Annotated in this window: 14 protein-coding genes; 6 read left to right on the top strand and 8 right to left on the bottom strand. The window is 38.3% G+C overall.

Annotated features, from left to right (window positions below; translation table 11 throughout):
• Nucleotides 1-24: 24 nt before the first annotated feature.
• From tatC to ACG59Z_RS16675, 7 genes are all read right to left on the bottom strand, one after another.
• Entirely contained in the window at nucleotides 25-771 is a 747-nt protein-coding gene (gene tatC / locus ACG59Z_RS16705) for a twin-arginine translocase subunit TatC (protein ID WP_400200450.1), read from the bottom strand.
• Nucleotides 768-1,184 carry a Sec-independent protein translocase protein TatB gene (tatB, locus tag ACG59Z_RS16700; protein ID WP_400200448.1) on the bottom strand — a complete coding sequence of 139 codons (417 nt, stop codon included), beginning with the start codon at nucleotides 1,182-1,184 and terminating at the stop codon, nucleotides 768-770. Before tatB ends, tatC begins: the two co-directional genes overlap by 4 nt.
• Before the next feature lie 13 nt (nucleotides 1,185-1,197).
• On the bottom strand, nucleotides 1,198-1,413 hold the full coding sequence (locus ACG59Z_RS16695) for a Sec-independent protein translocase subunit TatA (protein WP_005040670.1): 216 nt from the start codon (nucleotides 1,411-1,413) through the stop codon (nucleotides 1,198-1,200).
• A 96-nt stretch (nucleotides 1,414-1,509) separates the two neighbouring features.
• Entirely contained in the window at nucleotides 1,510-2,280 is a 771-nt protein-coding gene (locus ACG59Z_RS16690; RefSeq protein ID WP_400200445.1) for an ABC transporter ATP-binding protein, read from the bottom strand.
• A gap of 19 nt (nucleotides 2,281-2,299) precedes the next feature.
• Nucleotides 2,300-3,088, bottom strand: coding sequence for an ABC transporter permease (locus tag ACG59Z_RS16685; RefSeq protein WP_400200444.1), 789 nt, complete (start codon nucleotides 3,086-3,088; stop codon nucleotides 2,300-2,302).
• The gene (locus ACG59Z_RS16680) at nucleotides 3,088-3,927 is read right to left on the bottom strand and encodes an ABC transporter permease (protein ID WP_327741487.1); all 840 of its coding nucleotides are present in this window, start codon (nucleotides 3,925-3,927) and stop codon (nucleotides 3,088-3,090) included. Before ACG59Z_RS16680 ends, ACG59Z_RS16685 begins: the two co-directional genes overlap by 1 nt.
• A 3-nt stretch (nucleotides 3,928-3,930) precedes the next feature.
• On the bottom strand, nucleotides 3,931-5,004 hold the full coding sequence (locus tag ACG59Z_RS16675) for an ABC transporter substrate-binding protein (protein WP_400200440.1): 1,074 nt from the start codon (nucleotides 5,002-5,004) through the stop codon (nucleotides 3,931-3,933).
• Between the two features lie 314 nt (nucleotides 5,005-5,318).
• Here ACG59Z_RS16675 and ACG59Z_RS16670 point away from each other — a divergent pair, with 314 nt between their 5' ends.
• The 4 genes from ACG59Z_RS16670 to ACG59Z_RS16655 all read left to right on the top strand — a co-directional run bounded on the left by ACG59Z_RS16670 (nucleotide 5,319) and on the right by ACG59Z_RS16655 (nucleotide 8,633).
• Nucleotides 5,319-6,452, top strand: coding sequence for an LLM class flavin-dependent oxidoreductase (locus ACG59Z_RS16670; protein WP_400200438.1), 1,134 nt, complete (start codon nucleotides 5,319-5,321; stop codon nucleotides 6,450-6,452).
• Between the two features lie 190 nt (nucleotides 6,453-6,642).
• The gene (locus ACG59Z_RS16665; protein ID WP_400200436.1) at nucleotides 6,643-7,470 is read left to right on the top strand and encodes a TonB family protein; all 828 of its coding nucleotides are present in this window, start codon (nucleotides 6,643-6,645) and stop codon (nucleotides 7,468-7,470) included.
• Nucleotides 7,471-7,494: 24 nt separating this feature from the next.
• A complete protein-coding gene (locus tag ACG59Z_RS16660) occupies nucleotides 7,495-8,229 on the top strand; it encodes a MotA/TolQ/ExbB proton channel family protein (protein WP_174746288.1) in 735 nt (244 codons plus the stop codon).
• Complete coding sequence (locus ACG59Z_RS16655) at nucleotides 8,229-8,633, top strand: biopolymer transporter ExbD (RefSeq protein ID WP_005131899.1); 405 nt, start codon at nucleotides 8,229-8,231, stop codon at nucleotides 8,631-8,633. The genes ACG59Z_RS16660 and ACG59Z_RS16655 overlap by 1 nt, the downstream gene beginning before the upstream one ends.
• Nucleotides 8,634-8,683: 50 nt before the next feature.
• Here the strand turns inward: ACG59Z_RS16655 and ACG59Z_RS16650 are convergent, their stop codons facing one another.
• Nucleotides 8,684-10,267 carry an ABC transporter substrate-binding protein gene (locus ACG59Z_RS16650; protein WP_400200432.1) on the bottom strand — a complete coding sequence of 528 codons (1,584 nt, stop codon included), beginning with the start codon at nucleotides 10,265-10,267 and terminating at the stop codon, nucleotides 8,684-8,686.
• A 285-nt stretch (nucleotides 10,268-10,552) separates the two neighbouring features.
• On the opposite strand from ACG59Z_RS16650, the gene ACG59Z_RS16645 reads away from it, so the two are divergent.
• On the top strand, nucleotides 10,553-13,165 hold the full coding sequence (locus tag ACG59Z_RS16645; RefSeq protein WP_400200430.1) for a TonB-dependent receptor: 2,613 nt from the start codon (nucleotides 10,553-10,555) through the stop codon (nucleotides 13,163-13,165).
• A gap of 252 nt (nucleotides 13,166-13,417) precedes the next feature.
• On the top strand, nucleotides 13,418-15,748 hold the full coding sequence (locus ACG59Z_RS16640) for a TonB-dependent receptor (protein WP_005131896.1): 2,331 nt from the start codon (nucleotides 13,418-13,420) through the stop codon (nucleotides 15,746-15,748).
• Nucleotides 15,749-15,753: the final 5 nt, after the last annotated feature.

Here is a 15,753-nt window from a genome sequence, read left to right as displayed (position 1 = left end):
TTACATAGAAAAAACATCCATTTTTTAATGGATGTTTTTTTGCGTTGTGAATTTTGTGACCCATAAACCCAATTCAAATAACAACCACATTGGGACTGCAAGAGCAAGCATGCTAAAAACATCAGGAGGGGTAATAAACATCGCAATAAAAAAGAAGAATACAATGATATGCTTACGATGTGCTTCTAGCTGTTGAATAGAAATAAGACCAATAAAAATAAGAATATAAGTTAAAACTGGAATTTGAAATGCTAGACCAAAAGCAAGAAAAAGTTTTAAACAAAAATCTAGATAGCTATTGATATCCGTCATGGGTAACACATTATCGGGCGATGCCAAGACGAAAAACTTTAAAGCGAGAGGCAAAATTAAAGTATAGGCAAACACAATTCCTAAATAAAATAGAAGGTTACTCGAAAGCACTAGTGCTATACCGAACCTTTTTTCTTTTTGATAAAGAGCTGGAGCAACAAATTGCCAAAATTGATAAAGAATAAAGGGAATGCTTAATAAAATCGCAAAATAAATATTGAGTTTAAATGGTGCTAAAAAAGTACTCATCACATCTGTTGCAATCATGGTGGAATTGCCAGGAAGTAATGAAATTAAAGGATGAGCAAGAAAATGGTAGTTCTTTTGAGCAAGAGGAAGTAATAATAAAAAAATCGCTAAAACGATACTAATGCTATAGATCAGTCGTTTTCTTAATTCTTTTAAATGTTCGCTATATTTCATTTCAGTGAGGCTCTCACTGACAATATGTTCCGTCATGCGGCTTGATCCTCACTGAATTTATTGGCTGTTTTAAAATGAGTTAAAAATGGTGTTTTTAACTCATCTTGTGAGCGGGTATAGATATAGTCATTGATGCGCCGTGCTTTGGTTTTTTGTTCAATAGAAACAGATATTTGTACATTTTCAATTTCTTGTTGCATGAGAGCAAGTTGTTGTTTGAGCTGCTCTTCATTTTGTTTTATTTTTTGCAGCTCTTCTTGCATGACTCTCTTAAGTTCGATCAGGTCAAGTTCGTTTTCAATATCATTTTGAATTTTACTAATTTGGTTTTTAACTGCTCTGTATTTAAGGAGGACTGATCTTAATGTGTGAGGAAGCTTTTCAGGCCCTAAAATAATAAGCGCAATAATTGCAAAAGCTAATAACTCTCCAAAGCTGATATTAAACATACTAATAAATCACTCATATTTTATTTTGTTTTTCATTATGTGATTCAACTGGACTAATATCTTTGTATTGCTGGTTTTGCAATAATTTTTGATCATCAGAATTAACTGAATCTTTAAAATCTTTAATTGCACCACCTAAGTCTTTACCTAGATTTTTTAACTTTGAAGTTCCAAATAATAAAATAACAATCACTGCAAACAGTAAAATATGCCAAATAGATAAACCCATTTTCTCTATCCTATATTAATTAAGTGTAAAAAATATTAATATCACGATATTATCTGTTTTCTAAATCATATTAATATCGATCAATATTCAAATTAATTATGCTGTGTGGTCTAGCATATTAAGTGCCTGATTACGGAAACCAAATAAAAGTTCACTTTCTTTATGTCGAGGATGTGTCAACGGAACTTGAATAATTTCTTTAATTTTTCCTGGTCTGGCTGACATCACAATGACACGGTCTCCAAGATAGACAGCTTCTTCAATATCATGGGTGACTAAAATCATAGTGATTTTTTCATGTTGCCAGATACGCTGAAGTTCAGCTTGTAAGTGACTCCGTGTGATGGCATCTAAAGCACCAAAAGGCTCATCCAAAAGTAAAATATCGGGTTTATTGACGAGTCCACGGGCAATTGCAACACGTTGCGCCATACCACCAGACAGCTCATGTGGATACGCTTTTTCAAATCCCTTCAGCCCGACAATTTCTATATGCTCATTTACCCGTAAATTTCTCTCTTCACGGTTGAGTGGAGTCTCTTCAAGTGCTAAATGGATGTTTTCAAAAACAGTAAGCCATGGAAGTAATCGGTGTTCTTGAAAGATAAGTCCCCGTTTTAAATCTGTACCTTTTATCTGGGTTTGATTCAGTAAAATTTCACCGTCATAGTCCTGATCTAATCCAGCAATAAGACGTAATAATGTTGATTTTCCACAGCCACTACTGCCAACAATTGAGATAAATTCGCCTTGCTCAATGTTGAGGTTAATACCATCTAAAACGGTCAATGTATTTTGATCACGTTGAAAAGATTTATTGAGTTTTTTAATAGAAAGTAGTGAGAACGACATATAAATTCCTAACAATATTTTTTAAAAAGACAAATTAGGTACGCCATTGCAGCAGGCGTTTTGAAATAAGATGAATACTTGCCGTCATAAAGGCCCCACAAAGGGTAACCGTTATGGCGCAAACCAACAGAATATCCATTTCGGCATTAATCTCGGCTTTCATCATTAAGTTACCGAGTCCTGCACCCGCATTGAATAGCAATTCACTTGCTGTAGTGGTGATCCAAGTAAAGGGCACCGCTAAATTTAGACCAGTTAAAATATGGGGTAGGGCTTGAGGAAGGCGTATTTTTTTAAATTTTCGCCAGAATGAAAATTGATAAATACGTGCGATTTCATCGTATTTTGCATCATTGTGGCTAAGGCCCTGAAATGTATTAATCACTAAGGGAAAAAACGAAGCAAGCGCGATAATAAAGATTTTTGCTTCTTCTCCGTTACCAAACCATAAGGCAATTAAAGGTGTTAAACCCAGTAATGGAACTTGTCGAATACTGTTAAATAGTGGAGAAACTAAAGCATTTAAAACTTTTGAATAGGCAAGCAAAGTACCTAAAATTAATCCGCTTATCGAACCTAAGATAAATCCAATTCCAGCTTTTTTAAGACTTCCCCACGAGTTTAGCCACAATTCACCTGTTTCAAGCAATTTAATAAATGCGAAATAAATGTTTTGCAAGGGAACAAATGCATAGGCATGACTGGCACCTAAGCTTGAGTTGTATTGCCATAAGCCTAATAACAGTAATGGTAGTACTAAGCCTTGTACTAAAATAATTGGCCGTTGCCATGATTGTTTTAAAGTAAAAGAACGCTGAGACATTATTTTTCCCCCGAACTAAGCGCAGGTGAGATAAAGCGTTGTTCAACTAACCGTAAAACTTTATCCAAACCAAACCCGACCACGCCTGTGATAAACACACCAACCATCACCACATCTAAGCGCAACATTTGACGTCCTAGTTCCATCATTTGCCCAATACCCGTTCCAGCTGCCAGTAGTTCAACAGCAACTAAAATCAGCCATGCACGACCAAGTGCAATTCGTAGTCCACCAATTAACGGCGGGAGTATGGATGGAAGAATAATAAACCTGAGCCAAGCTCGTGTTTTAAGCTGGTAGATTTGTCCTAGTTCAATATATTTTTTGGGAATATTTTTGACTGCATCGGCTGTTGCTAACGCTATTGGAAAAAAGCAGGCCTTAATAATCAGTAAAATTTTAAATAATTCACCAATCCCAAAAACTAAAATAAAAATAGGAATAAGGACAAAGATTGGAATTTGATAAAAAACGTTAAATAAAATATAGGTGTAATTACGAAAGAGAGTATTTGCTCCATAGGCAATACCAAAAGCAATTGCACTGATTGCTGCGATAGAAAATCCCAAAAACAGACGAGAAAGACTATCTTTGAGATGCATTTGAAGCTCACGACTTTGTAACAACGCAATGAAAGTATTCCAGACAGTTTTAGGCGGCACCAAAATTTGGGTTGGGAAAATCTGTAAAGAACTAATCAAATGCCAAATGAGGAATACTAATAAGGGTGAAATCACAGAGAGCAGCCCATACACCTTTTTAGAAGAAAATTTCTTACGGAGTGGGGTTTTAAATAAAACGTTATTTTGCTCAATAAGTGGCTTTACTAGTATTTTCATTGTCTAGTTTCCTTGCTTATTTGAAGCATGATTCGTCTGTAAATTTTGAATCGCTTGACGGGTAAACTTCGGATTCAACAGTTCATCTGCTTTGATTGGAGTTTGAATAAGCTGATTTTTCACTGCGTGATCAATGACTTTTGAATAATGCTGTTTCAAAAAGTCGACTTGATAGTCTGGAGACCAGTCTTGTTGCCATGTGCTTGCCGTATTCTGGCTTTCACGTTGAATCACACTAAGAGGTTGGCCAAACTTAGTTTGACTTTGCTGAAACTCATCTTGATGGTGCGCAATCCAATCCATTGCACGTACTGTCGCATCAGCAAGTAATTGCGTGGTATCTGGATGTTGCTCAATATAACTTTTGCTCCCCCAGAGTTCGGCACGCATTTTCCAATCTGCGGGCAAAGATTGTGATGACCAAATAATTTTACCCAAATGGCGATCTTGTAAAGTAAGTGCATCGCTTAAGGTAAAAAAGGCATCTACACTTTTGGCAGATAAAGCAGCAGCCCCAGCTGGCGGGTTTAAATTCACAATTTGAAAGTCTTTTAAGCTTAATCCTTTACTTTCTATGAGTTGTCCAAAGTTAATTTCCCACGGGCGGCCACGATGTAATGCAATCTTTTTACCTTTTAATTCTTCAATAGATTTAATAGGTGAATTTTCTGGAACGATAAGGTAGACGTTATTACCAATACCTCCGGGTACAACAATTTGTGTTTTAACGCCTGTTGCGTTAAGGACTACAGCAGGAAGATTTCCATAAAAAGCAAAATCGATTTTATTATTTAGAAAACTTTCATTAACCAGAGTTGCTACAGCAGCTGTGGTCACAGGTTCCCATTTCAATTCAATGTGATTTTGCTTTAATGCTTTTAGAAAAATTTGATCTTGTGAAATGAGTTGTGGCACACCAATAAAGTCCAAACTACCCGAAGTGCCATTGGCAACGACAGCAATTCGGAGTTGTTGCTGTTCAGACTGTTTTGGGGTGGTCTCTTCTGTTTTTTGTGCGCCACAAGCAACAAGACCCAAAAAACTAAAACCTAAAACTAGACGTGGAAAAATACGCATATCATCATAAGAATTAAAAAATATATGAGTATTGAGCAAGAACCACGCCAATAAAATTATCTTAAATAAATCAATAAATTATAATTTTTTATAATTATTATTGAGGTTAAATGCCGCCGTTGTGTTGTGATTGGGACACTCTTTAGCGTTTAAGTGTTGAAATATCAACACAGCTTTTAAACTCGATTTTTTAATATTTATATAAAACAGTAGTATAGCTAAAAATTAATTTAAAAAAATAACGGCATGATTCCTGCTCATAAGACTTATAACGAATTAAATATCGTCAAATCTTTAAATTATCGAGATTCATTATGTCAGTTGAGTTTTTATGGAGAATCCCTGTTCATGGGGATGGTCGTCGAGCACATCAATTACACACACGCGGTGAATGGAATCAATTAACCCCAGCAGTTCAATCTCCACAACGTGTTGCACCACAACATGAAGATCAGTTATTTGCTTACTATGACTATGTCGAGCAAGTGGCGAAAGCAGCCGATATTGTTGGTTTTCACGGCGCACTCATTCCTGCTTTTCCACATACTGAAGAACCATGGGTGTTAGCGTCTGCATTGGCCAGAGAAACTAAAAGACTTCGTTTGCTCATCGCAATTCAACCTTGGTTTATTCATCCTGCTTATGCAAGCCAAATGGCTGCAAGTTTGCAGCGCTTGAGTCAGGGACGAGTAGAGTGGAATGTGATTTCAGGGGGAGGCGGTGCACAACAACGCGCGTATGGGGATTTTATTGAACATGATCAACGTTATGCACGAACCAATGAATTTTTAGAATTTGTGAAAGGTTATTCACACCACGCACCTTTCAATTACGATGGAAAGTTTTTCCATGTTGAACAAGGTGGCCTAAAATACCCAATGAATCAATATGACGTTCCACGCTTATGGTTAGCAGGTGCAAGCGATGCGGCTTTACAAGTCGCAGGACGTCATGCAGATATCCACTTAACTTGGGGCGAACCTGTAGACCAACAGAAAAAAGTGATCGAACAGGCACAAAATTTCTTTGAGCAGAACTCGCCGGAACGCAAAGTTAAATTTGGTATGCGTATTGATATTTTAGCTCGACCAACCCAAGAACAAGCCTTCCAAGAGCTTGAACAAATGTATGAAACCATTGCTGTCGATAGTAATGCTTTTGAACGCAAAGACACTGAATCTGTAGGAGCAAAGCGCCAGCAAGCCTTAGCACAAGGCAACCGTTTTGAAGACCTATTTGTGAGTCCGAATGTGTGGGCGGGAATGTCAAATGTACGAGGTGGCCCAAACTGTATTTTAGTGGGGAGTTATGAGCAAGTCGCAGAACGTTTGCAAGAATATATTGATATTGGGGTGGGACATTTTATTTTAGCAAGTAACCCGCATTTAGAAGAAGCATATCGCGTGGCTGAAGAAGTCTTACCCTTAGTAGGATATAAATTAAAATAATAAACTTAGATCCCTTTGTGATATCAAAGGGATCTTGTTGTTTGAACAGCATAACACTGTCTGAAAACCAACATTTTTTGTATCAATCATTTAAAAAATACAAATTAAATTAATAAAAAATAACAACTTACAGTTTTGGCATGGCTTGTGCAATTTACGACTTAATCTTTTATTTTTAGTTTAAATTTTTATGCGTGATCAAATCTTTAATCCCCATAAGCGGGCTTTGCTCTTTGAGCAATTTGCGACAGTTGCAGCCACAACTGAAATTACAGATCCGTTTGCACAGCATGATCAAGACGTTATTCAACCTACTCCAGTGAAGTTGAATAAAGTCTTAATCGCAATTATTGCGGTTGCTTCAGCACATCTTGGAATTTGGTATGTTGCAAAACAATTGCCGACACCAGCTTTAGATATTCATAAACCAGAACCTGTGGTGATTGAAATCGTAAAACCGGTTGAACCACCTAAAGTGATTGAACCCAAAATTCCACCCATTACTGAAAAACCAAAAGTTCCACCTGTGGTGGAAAAACCCAAGCCAATTCCTAAACAAGTTGAACAACCCAAACCTGTCCAAAAAAGTGTGGAGCAACCTAAGCCAGTTGCAAAAGCGGTGGCTGAACCAACTCCACAAAAAGTTGCAGAACCTGTGGTCACAAAAGAAGTAGTCACAGAACCGGTTAAAAAAGTGGCTGAGCCTGTAAAAGCGTCAGATGACAATTTACCTGTGACTGAAGCCAAAGGTTATGCCGGATATCTCAGTAACCCTGTACCTGAATATCCTGAACAAGCTTTAGAACGTGGTTGGGAAGGCTCAGTCATTTTACGGGTCAAAGTATTAGCAAATGGCAGTCCTGATACAGTCAGTGTCAAGCAAAGTAGTGGCAAAAAACTTCTAGACAGTGCTGCCGTAAGAACAGTAAAGCAATGGAAATTTTCACCTGCGCTCAAAGGGAAAACCCCTGTAGAAGGCTGGGTCGATGTTCCAATTCATTATCAATTACCGAAATAAAATTTAAATTAAGAGGATATTTTCATGTCAGATATTAATTCATTGATCCATGACGGCACGATCTGGTTATTAGTTGCTTTCTCAATTGTGACTTGGGTGTTGATTGTGGTTAAAGTGGTCCAGACGCAGCGAGCAACAAAACAAAGTAAGCTTTTTGTAGAAGAGTTTTGGAAAGCAAAAAACTTATCAGATGCAGTAACTAAGTCTGAACTGGGTGAAGGCCCAGCAGCACGAGTGGCTAACACCGGTTTTCAGACTTTAATTGAAGCAGATGAAAAGACGCACCAAGACTTACAAAACAGTTGGAGCCGTCAGGACTTATTAGAGCGCCATTTAAGTAAACAAGTTCTAACTGAGCGCCGCCAATTAGAAAAAGGTTCGGCTTTACTGGCTTCTATTGGAAATAACGCCCCATTTATTGGTCTGTTCGGTACAGTATTTGGGATTATTCATGCATTACAAGCGATTGCTCATTCAGGCAATGCAAGCATGGATGTCGTGGCTGGACCAATTGGAGAAGCGCTGGTGGCAACAGGTATTGGTATTGCAGTTGCTGTACCTGCGGTGCTTGCCTATAACTACTTTGTGCGTAAAGTAAAAACCATTGGCGCAGATCTTGATGATTTTGCAACGGATTTCGTGAGTCTAAATCAAAAAGCAGGATTCCAACTATCAACTGCTAAAAAGGGTACAACTGGTAATACGGCGCTTAAAGATAATTCTGCTAAAGAAGTGAAAGAGAAAGGAGTGTTTGCATAATGGCAATTTCTACCTCTCAAGAAGACGATGTCGTCAGTGAAATTAATATTACGCCGCTAGTCGATGTCATGTTGGTCTTACTCATTGTATTCATTGTGACAGCTCCTTTGTTAACAAATACGGTAAAAGTGAACTTACCAAAAGCTGCTCCAACTCAATCGACAGACCAAAACAAAGCTGTAGTGATTAGTGTAAATCCACAAGGTGAAATATTCCTTGATAAGGATAAAGTGACACTTGCGAACTTTGAACAAGAAATAAAGTTACGCAAAAGCAGTAACCCTAAACTAGCATTAAATTTAAATGCTGATGAGACTGTACCTTATGGAACAGTCGCAAAATTATTGGCAAGTATTGAACGTGTAGGCGTAGATAAACTCTCTGTGATTACAGTGCCTAAATAATTCCCCCCGTAAAAAAAGCTGCTTCGGCAGCTTTTTTTATATGGTGAGTATTAAGCTTTCCAGAGTTTTTCAAAGCGCCATGTCGGAAAAATTGTATGTTCAGGAGCTAAACCACCAATATTTTTAGCTGCTGCGTCAATCGTATGGCTAAATCCCCAAATGAGCATTCCACCACGTTCATGTTGAATTTTTTGTGCTTGCGCCAAATGGATTTTGCGTTTGGCTAAATCAGGCTCTGCCAGTGCTTTAAAAAATAACTCACTATATTCAGGGTCTTTAAAGTTCACACGATTCGTTGTCGAAATGGGTGCATCATTAACAACGGCAGTCGATAAATATGGCGTGCCGACATTGGTCGCATTACTCGATAACTGCCACTTACTGCGGTCAGGGCCATTAAATGTTGCAAAATCCACTTGTTTAACTCGAATATTCACATTGGCTTGTTTTGCTTGCTCGGCAAAAATTAATGCAGGTTGAGCGCTACTTACTGGGGTAACAAGCTCTACGCTTAAACCATCTTTAAAACCTGCTTGCGCTAATAGATTTTTTGCCTCGGCAATATTTTGTTGGCGCTGCGGCAAATTGAGAAAGGCAGGGTCTTGCGGCGAATAAAGATCATTGGCGATTCGACCTTGTCCATTTAAGCCTCGCTGTACCAACTCCTCTCGGTTTGCAATCAAACGAAATGCCTGACGTACTCTAGGGTCATTAAACGGCGCTTGTTGAGTATTAAAGTCAAAACTATTATGCGTATTGGTCGCAGAGCGTATGGTTTGAATGTGTTTTGCTTGCTCCAAAATTTTAATATATTCGGGCGAAATCGCATTTGCTACATCAATTTGTCCAGCCAATAAAGCATTTAAACGAGAGACCTGATCTTTAAAATCAATCACTTCAAAACTATCTGCATAAGGTTTGTCCGCTTTAAAGTAGTTATTAAAACGGGTAAAAACAGAACGTTGCCCCGGAATAAACTCTTTGACTTTATATGGACCAGCTCCGACTGGATTATGAATAGGGTCGAAGTCAGTTGGTACAATTCCTCCAAAGTTTACCCAAGTTTCAGGCAGTGCAACAAAGCCGGGAATCGTACTAATAAAAGGAATACGAACGGTGTATTCATCTAGTTTTTGAATACGATCTCGGTCAATCCACTGCACCAGATTACGAAATGGTGAGGCGAGTTTAGGGTCTGTTAGGCGTTTCACTGAAAAGATCACATCATCAGCAGTAATGGTTTTACCGTGATGAAATTCTAAGCCTTTGCGTAAACGGATGATCCATTCACTTGCATTGTGATTAGGCTCGGCAAACTCCGCCAAAGCAAGTCGGGGCAGCATATTTTCATCCCATTCCCATAACTTATTATAAATAGCGAAACCTCGTGTAATACCACTTCCCGATGCTGAAAGATGAGGATCTAGACTGCCTGATTGTTGTCCTCCAATTAGACCCAAGCGTATAACACCTCCATGCTTTGGCGTTGCTGAGGAGGTCGTTTTTGATTCGTTACTATTATCTGGAGAGGGGCCACAACCTGATAAACTGCCCAACAAAGAGACGCCACCTAGCGCCGTAAGACTTTGCGTTAAAAATTTTCGACGTGATAACTGAAATGTTTGATTTGTCATTATAAATACCTGATTAGATCTTCATCTTCTAAGGTATTGCAGAATAAATGCCAATATCTTTATATAATTTTACTATATTTATCAATATCTTATATAATTATTGTTTTTGGTGAGTGTCTCTATTTCAACAGCTTTGTTGAAAAAATAAACATGAATAGAATTGATAAGTAAACAATGAGAAATTAAAAACAACTGAATCAAATGGTTAGGGTAAATTATTTGGGTATTTAATGGTTGGCATAGGCTTTGCGTAACGCATTGTAAATTTACTTTACTGAGTGTGATATGAGACAGCCTTTTCAATTAAAACCTTTAGTTATTGCGCTTAGCGTATTAGGGGCGACTTTACCGTTATATGTTTTTGCCGAAGAAACGCCACAGCAAGCAGGTGATTCTGAAAGTGATGTAATTACTTTGTCCGATGTAGTCGTTACTGGAGCAACCAAGAAAACTACCGTAGTTCCTAAACGCAAAGTTACCTCAATTTATGGAACGGATAGCTCTGTATTGGATACTCCGCGTGTAGTATCCCAAGTATCAGAACAACAATTTAGAGAAGATGTTATTCGCAGTGCGGATGATCTCGTCAAATATGCACCTAGCATTACGCGAGGCGGGGGACAAAATGCTAACTTTGCTCCACAAATTCGTGGACAGAACTCGGAAGTTTTTCAAGATAGTCAACGCATTTACAGTACTCGCCATCCAACCAATCTCAATGCTTATGAAGGAGCCGATATTGTGGCAGGGCCAACAGGTGTAATTTTTGCGCCGACTTCAGGTTCTGGCGGATATATTAACTACCTGACAAAAAAGCCTAATTTTAATAAAACCGAAACCAATATCTCTGGGACTGTAGGTTCCATTTACTCAGGTAAAGGCGCAGAGCCTAATTTCTCTGTCAGTATTGATCATACAGCCCCGATTTCAAAAGAATTAGCATTTCGCGTGAGCGCAACAGCACAAAAAACAGATGACTATTATGACAATGTGAAAAATAACTTTAATGCATTTTATGGAGCACTTGCTTGGCGTCCAAATGATCGTTTAAGGGTAGATTGGAATATCAGTTACGATGACTATTATGATTTTAATGTGACGCATGGCTGGAATAGAGCATCGCAACAATCGGTTGATAATGGACTTTATTACAAAGGTAGGGCTACGCCTATTATTCAAAACGGTTCGACTTTTTGGTCTCCTGTATTTGAATCTGGTGCGGCAAATTCTAAAGTCATTGGTTGGCAAACTCGTCAGAAGAACGATAAAAACCAATATGTTGCTGTTGGTGGAGTTCAGACCACACCGTTACCTAACTCAACTGCGGATCAAGCAGGAACCATTAAAGGTTGGGTATATGATCCATCAATCCCCGGTAATGAACTGGTCAAGCTAGATGATAATGTTTCAGGACGTAGTGAAGATAAAAATAGTGCCAAGCGATTTAGCACTCAATTAAAAGTCATTAAAGATTTAAATGAACATTGGTCTATTGCAAACAGTACGCTCTATCAAAATAACAAGGATTTAGGCGACTCTGTTGGAAGCTTCTTTACAGATTTAGATCATGAGTTAATTGATAACCGACTAGAATTTTTAGGTGACTATGATTTTGAAATAGGTGGCGTAAAAATTAATAATAAAAGCAGTACAGGGGGAACATATCGTCATGAGAAGTTTACGTCTTTAGCTGCAAATAATAGTTTTAATATTAATCCTTATGATTTAACCAATGATCCATCGCAGAAGAACCCTGGTGATTTACTGGGGTTGATTAACAATAGCGGTTCAACAGGAGGTTGGATTGGACAAGCCGGAGTACCACAGTATTCTCAATATTTTGGATATTTAAATTTACCGCGCATGTACCCAATTGGAAACGGTTTATATGCAGAAAAAGGTGGCTTTCCACCGAATGGAGGAGGCGCTGTCTATACGGGCTCTGGTTTCTGGGATACGTTGAGCGTATTCACACAACAAAATTTTACCTTTAACGATGTATTCGGTATTAACTTAGGCATTAACCATAGTTCTGTAAGAGCAAAACTTGAAAACCCACTTGTTTTAACCCCAACAGATGTCCGTTCTTCGAGTGATAAATATAGTCTATTGAGCTATCAACTAAGTACATTTATTAAGCCTACTGCGAAAAGCACACTTTATTTTACCTATGATAAAAGCACTGCATTAAATACGGGAGTATTTGGGCCTTTCTTGATTTGGGGCGCTGGAAATCAACTTAATCCTTTAGCTTTTGACAGTCAAAGTGAGCTAAAAGAAGTAGGATTTAAATATGAACCTATTACTGACCAGTTATTTTTAACCCTAAGTGGATTTGAACAAAAACGAGATTTATCACCTGATACCAACGGCAATATGGCTCGCTTTGAAATAAAAGGTATTGAGTCATCATTAAGATGGCAACTTCAAAAAAATATAGCGATTGGGGGCAATTTCACTTATTTAGATGCTGAATACAGCTCTATTGTACCTGCTGGTTTTTCACCATTTGGCTTTCATGCGGACAATGCTACGGTTTGGGGAGACAATAATGCTTTAAACCAACGTAAAGCTGGACGTTATGATGCAGCAGGAATTCCCAAATACTCTGCAAGTGCTTATGTAGATTACCAACATCAGTCTGGTTTTGGCGTCAACCTTTCAGGATGGTGGACAAGCTACTGGTACACAAACTTAAGTCAAACCGTGAAAGTACCGAATAACTATAATCTGGACTTAGGTCTTTATTATCGCCAGCCACAATGGACGGTGGGTCTTAACATTCTTAACTTAACCAATGAACGAAATTTTGTGAATGGTTTGGCAGGGTCGAATAGTGAGTTTTTACAACCAATGCGACCTCTGACTGTACAAGGCCAATTTAGTTATAAATTTTAAAACCAATCAATCATTTCCAAGAATCTTAGAAAGCCATACGTCTGTATGGCTTTATTATTAATACGGGATATAAAACACGTTAAATCGTGAATGTTGAAATAACAACAATAATACCTTTCAGACTGTCTATCTATCAGCAGCATTGAATCATTTTTATTTTTAATATTTTATTAAGTATTTGAAATTATTTAAATAAATTAAGTGGCATAGAAGTTGCCAATATAAAAATAGATTTATTTAAATGGAGTCACCATGTTTAAGGTTACAAAAATTAGGCAGAGTATTTTAACTGCTATGTGGGGAGTAACGGCGAGTGTTTCGACATTAGCTTTAGCGAACGATGATGCTGATGCAATTCCTGCTGAGCAACAAGCTCAAGTGGTAAATGCTAAAGATGTAAAAAAACTAGGCGATGTCATCGTTACTGCACAATATCGTGCACAAAACATTCAAAAAGTTCCGACTGCAATTACAGCGGTTTCAGGCAAAGATTTGGCCGCGAAAGGCTCAACATTTATTGGCGATGTTTTAACTTATACGCCCAATGCAGCAGCTGAAAACCCAGATGGCGATAGCCGTCCACGTTGGTATATCCGTGGTTTAGGAACTGGCGATGTTGCAGCCTCTACAGTTTTCCCAGTCGGTATTTATGCAGATGGGGTTTATTTAAATGCGCCTGTTGCTGGTGCTGGAGATTTATTCGATTTAGAACGTATTGAAGTTCTACGCGGTCCACAAGGCACGCTTTACGGTAAAAACACCACGGCTGGTGCAGTAAATTACATTTCACGAAAACCTGTTTTTACAGATAAACCGACTGGTTATGGAACAATAGGTATAGGCGACCATAATCTTCGTACTTTTGAAGGCGCCGTGAATGGGGCTATATCAGATAACGTTGCCGTACGAGGAGCATTCTATTCAGAAGACCGCGATGGCTATGCAAAAAATTTAGCCAATGGTGAGAACTACGGAGATGTAGATAAAAAATCATTCCGCTTCCAAATATTAGGAAAAATTAATGATGATTGGAATGCTTTAGTCAATCTACATAGCCAAACTTATAATGGTCTTGGCAATAATGGCTCTTTAAGTATTGGAAAATACTGGGGTGTTTATGAAAGACCACAAGGCCGAGATACAAATTTAGATTTACCTGAAAGTAATAAAATTCAACATGATGGCGCTTCACTCACCTTAACAGGAGATTTAGGCGGCGGTCATACTTTTACATCCATTACTGCGTTTGATAAAACCACTCAAAAATCTATTTCTGATGGTGACTATACGCCTTACGATGTAGCAAGAAGCTATAGCGATAATGAATGGCGCCAATATAGCCAAGAGTTTCGTGTTTCTTCTGATGCTGAAAAAAGACTCAGTTGGATCGCAGGTTTTCACTTCTTTAATGAAGATTTAGACTCAACAGGCGTAAGCGCGCGAGTAAATAAAACATTACCAAATGGCGCTCCAGCTCAAACGGCGGGCACTCCAGCTTTCAGAGATATTACCTATAATCAGACCACGCAAAGTTTTGCCTTATTTGGTAACAGCACCTATAAATTTACCGATAAATTTAAGGTAACAGGTGGTTTACGTTGGACAAGTGAAGAAAAAGATATTGATCTAGATCTTGTTCAAATTACCTCAGGTGATTACACCAAAGGCAGTTGGTGGCAAAAGGATGGATATAGCAATGCGGTTTATAACCCAGCGCCGAATGCAAATGGTTCAACAAGTCGTAAAAAGAGATGGAATGAGCTGACTTACGATATTACACCAGAATATGAAATCACTCCTGATATCAACACATACTTCCGTTTTGCTCGAGGTTTCCGTTCAGGCGGTTTTAACACTGGACTTTCTAGTAGCCTGACGCAACTAGCAGATGTTAACCCTGAATATTTAAATAGCTATGAGCTAGGTTTGAAGTCTAGCTTGTTACAAGGCAATTTAACGGCCAATGCCAATATTTTCTATTACGACTACAAAGATATTCAAACAAATTTATTAGTTGCGACAGAAGGACAAGGTGGAGGGGTTACCTCAGTTCTGGCAAATGGACCTAAGGCAGAAGTAAAAGGTGCCGAATTAGAATTAGATTATTTAGCTACTGATAACTTACGCCTACGTTTTGCAGGCGCTTATTTAGACAGTGAATACACCGACTTTGTTGATAAAAACCCCGTAACCAATGTCGTAAATGCTGACAATACAGGTAACAGCTTGGTCCGTTCTCCAAAATACACCATCGGTTTAGGGGGTGAATATACCTTTAATCTTGATAGTGGAGCACGAGTTATTGTGGGCACAGATGCAAAATATCGTGACCGCGAGTTTTTCTTAGTCAATCGTCAAGATTATTCTGTTGACCCAATCTTGAGTCAAAAAGGGTACACCTTATGGAACGCAAACGTTGGGTATATCAGCGCAAATAATAAATACCAAGTTAATGCTTACGTTAAAAACTTGCTAGACGAAGAATATCAAGTTCATGGGCGACCAAATGGTCCTGCTGGACAATATGTCTTAACCTATGGAAACCCACGTCAAGTTGGTGTTTCTCTCACTGCAAAATTCTAAGCTTT

Origin of the sequence: Acinetobacter sp. ABJ_C1_1 (assembly GCF_044684115.1) — a bacterium.
Lineage (GTDB): Bacteria > Pseudomonadota > Gammaproteobacteria > Pseudomonadales > Moraxellaceae > Acinetobacter > Acinetobacter nosocomialis_A.
The sequence above is the reverse complement of the archived record's forward strand: the minus strand, read 5'-3'. Positions and strand labels throughout refer to the sequence as shown.

What these genes read in the sequence shown, in the direction of transcription:
- ACG59Z_RS16670 (WP_400200438.1), top strand. Translation starts at nt 5,319, where the DNA reads ATGTCAGTTGAGTTTTTATGGAGAATCCCTGTTCATGGGGATGGTCGT.
- ACG59Z_RS16665 (WP_400200436.1), top strand. Translation starts at nt 6,643, where the DNA reads ATGCGTGATCAAATCTTTAATCCCCATAAGCGGGCTTTGCTCTTTGAG.
- ACG59Z_RS16685 (WP_400200444.1), bottom strand. Translation starts at nt 3,088, where the DNA reads ATGTCTCAGCGTTCTTTTACTTTAAAACAATCATGGCAACGGCCAATT.
- ACG59Z_RS16640 (WP_005131896.1), top strand. Translation starts at nt 13,418, where the DNA reads ATGTTTAAGGTTACAAAAATTAGGCAGAGTATTTTAACTGCTATGTGG.
- ACG59Z_RS16645 (WP_400200430.1), top strand. Translation starts at nt 10,553, where the DNA reads ATGAGACAGCCTTTTCAATTAAAACCTTTAGTTATTGCGCTTAGCGTA.
- ACG59Z_RS16650 (WP_400200432.1), bottom strand. Translation starts at nt 10,267, where the DNA reads ATGACAAATCAAACATTTCAGTTATCACGTCGAAAATTTTTAACGCAA.
- ACG59Z_RS16675 (WP_400200440.1), bottom strand. Translation starts at nt 5,004, where the DNA reads ATGCGTATTTTTCCACGTCTAGTTTTAGGTTTTAGTTTTTTGGGTCTT.
- tatB (WP_400200448.1), bottom strand. Translation starts at nt 1,184, where the DNA reads ATGTTTAATATCAGCTTTGGAGAGTTATTAGCTTTTGCAATTATTGCG.
- ACG59Z_RS16680 (WP_327741487.1), bottom strand. Translation starts at nt 3,927, where the DNA reads ATGAAAATACTAGTAAAGCCACTTATTGAGCAAAATAACGTTTTATTT.
- ACG59Z_RS16660 (WP_174746288.1), top strand. Translation starts at nt 7,495, where the DNA reads ATGTCAGATATTAATTCATTGATCCATGACGGCACGATCTGGTTATTA.
- ACG59Z_RS16695 (WP_005040670.1), bottom strand. Translation starts at nt 1,413, where the DNA reads ATGGGTTTATCTATTTGGCATATTTTACTGTTTGCAGTGATTGTTATT.
- tatC (WP_400200450.1), bottom strand. Translation starts at nt 771, where the DNA reads ATGACGGAACATATTGTCAGTGAGAGCCTCACTGAAATGAAATATAGC.
- ACG59Z_RS16655 (WP_005131899.1), top strand. Translation starts at nt 8,229, where the DNA reads ATGGCAATTTCTACCTCTCAAGAAGACGATGTCGTCAGTGAAATTAAT.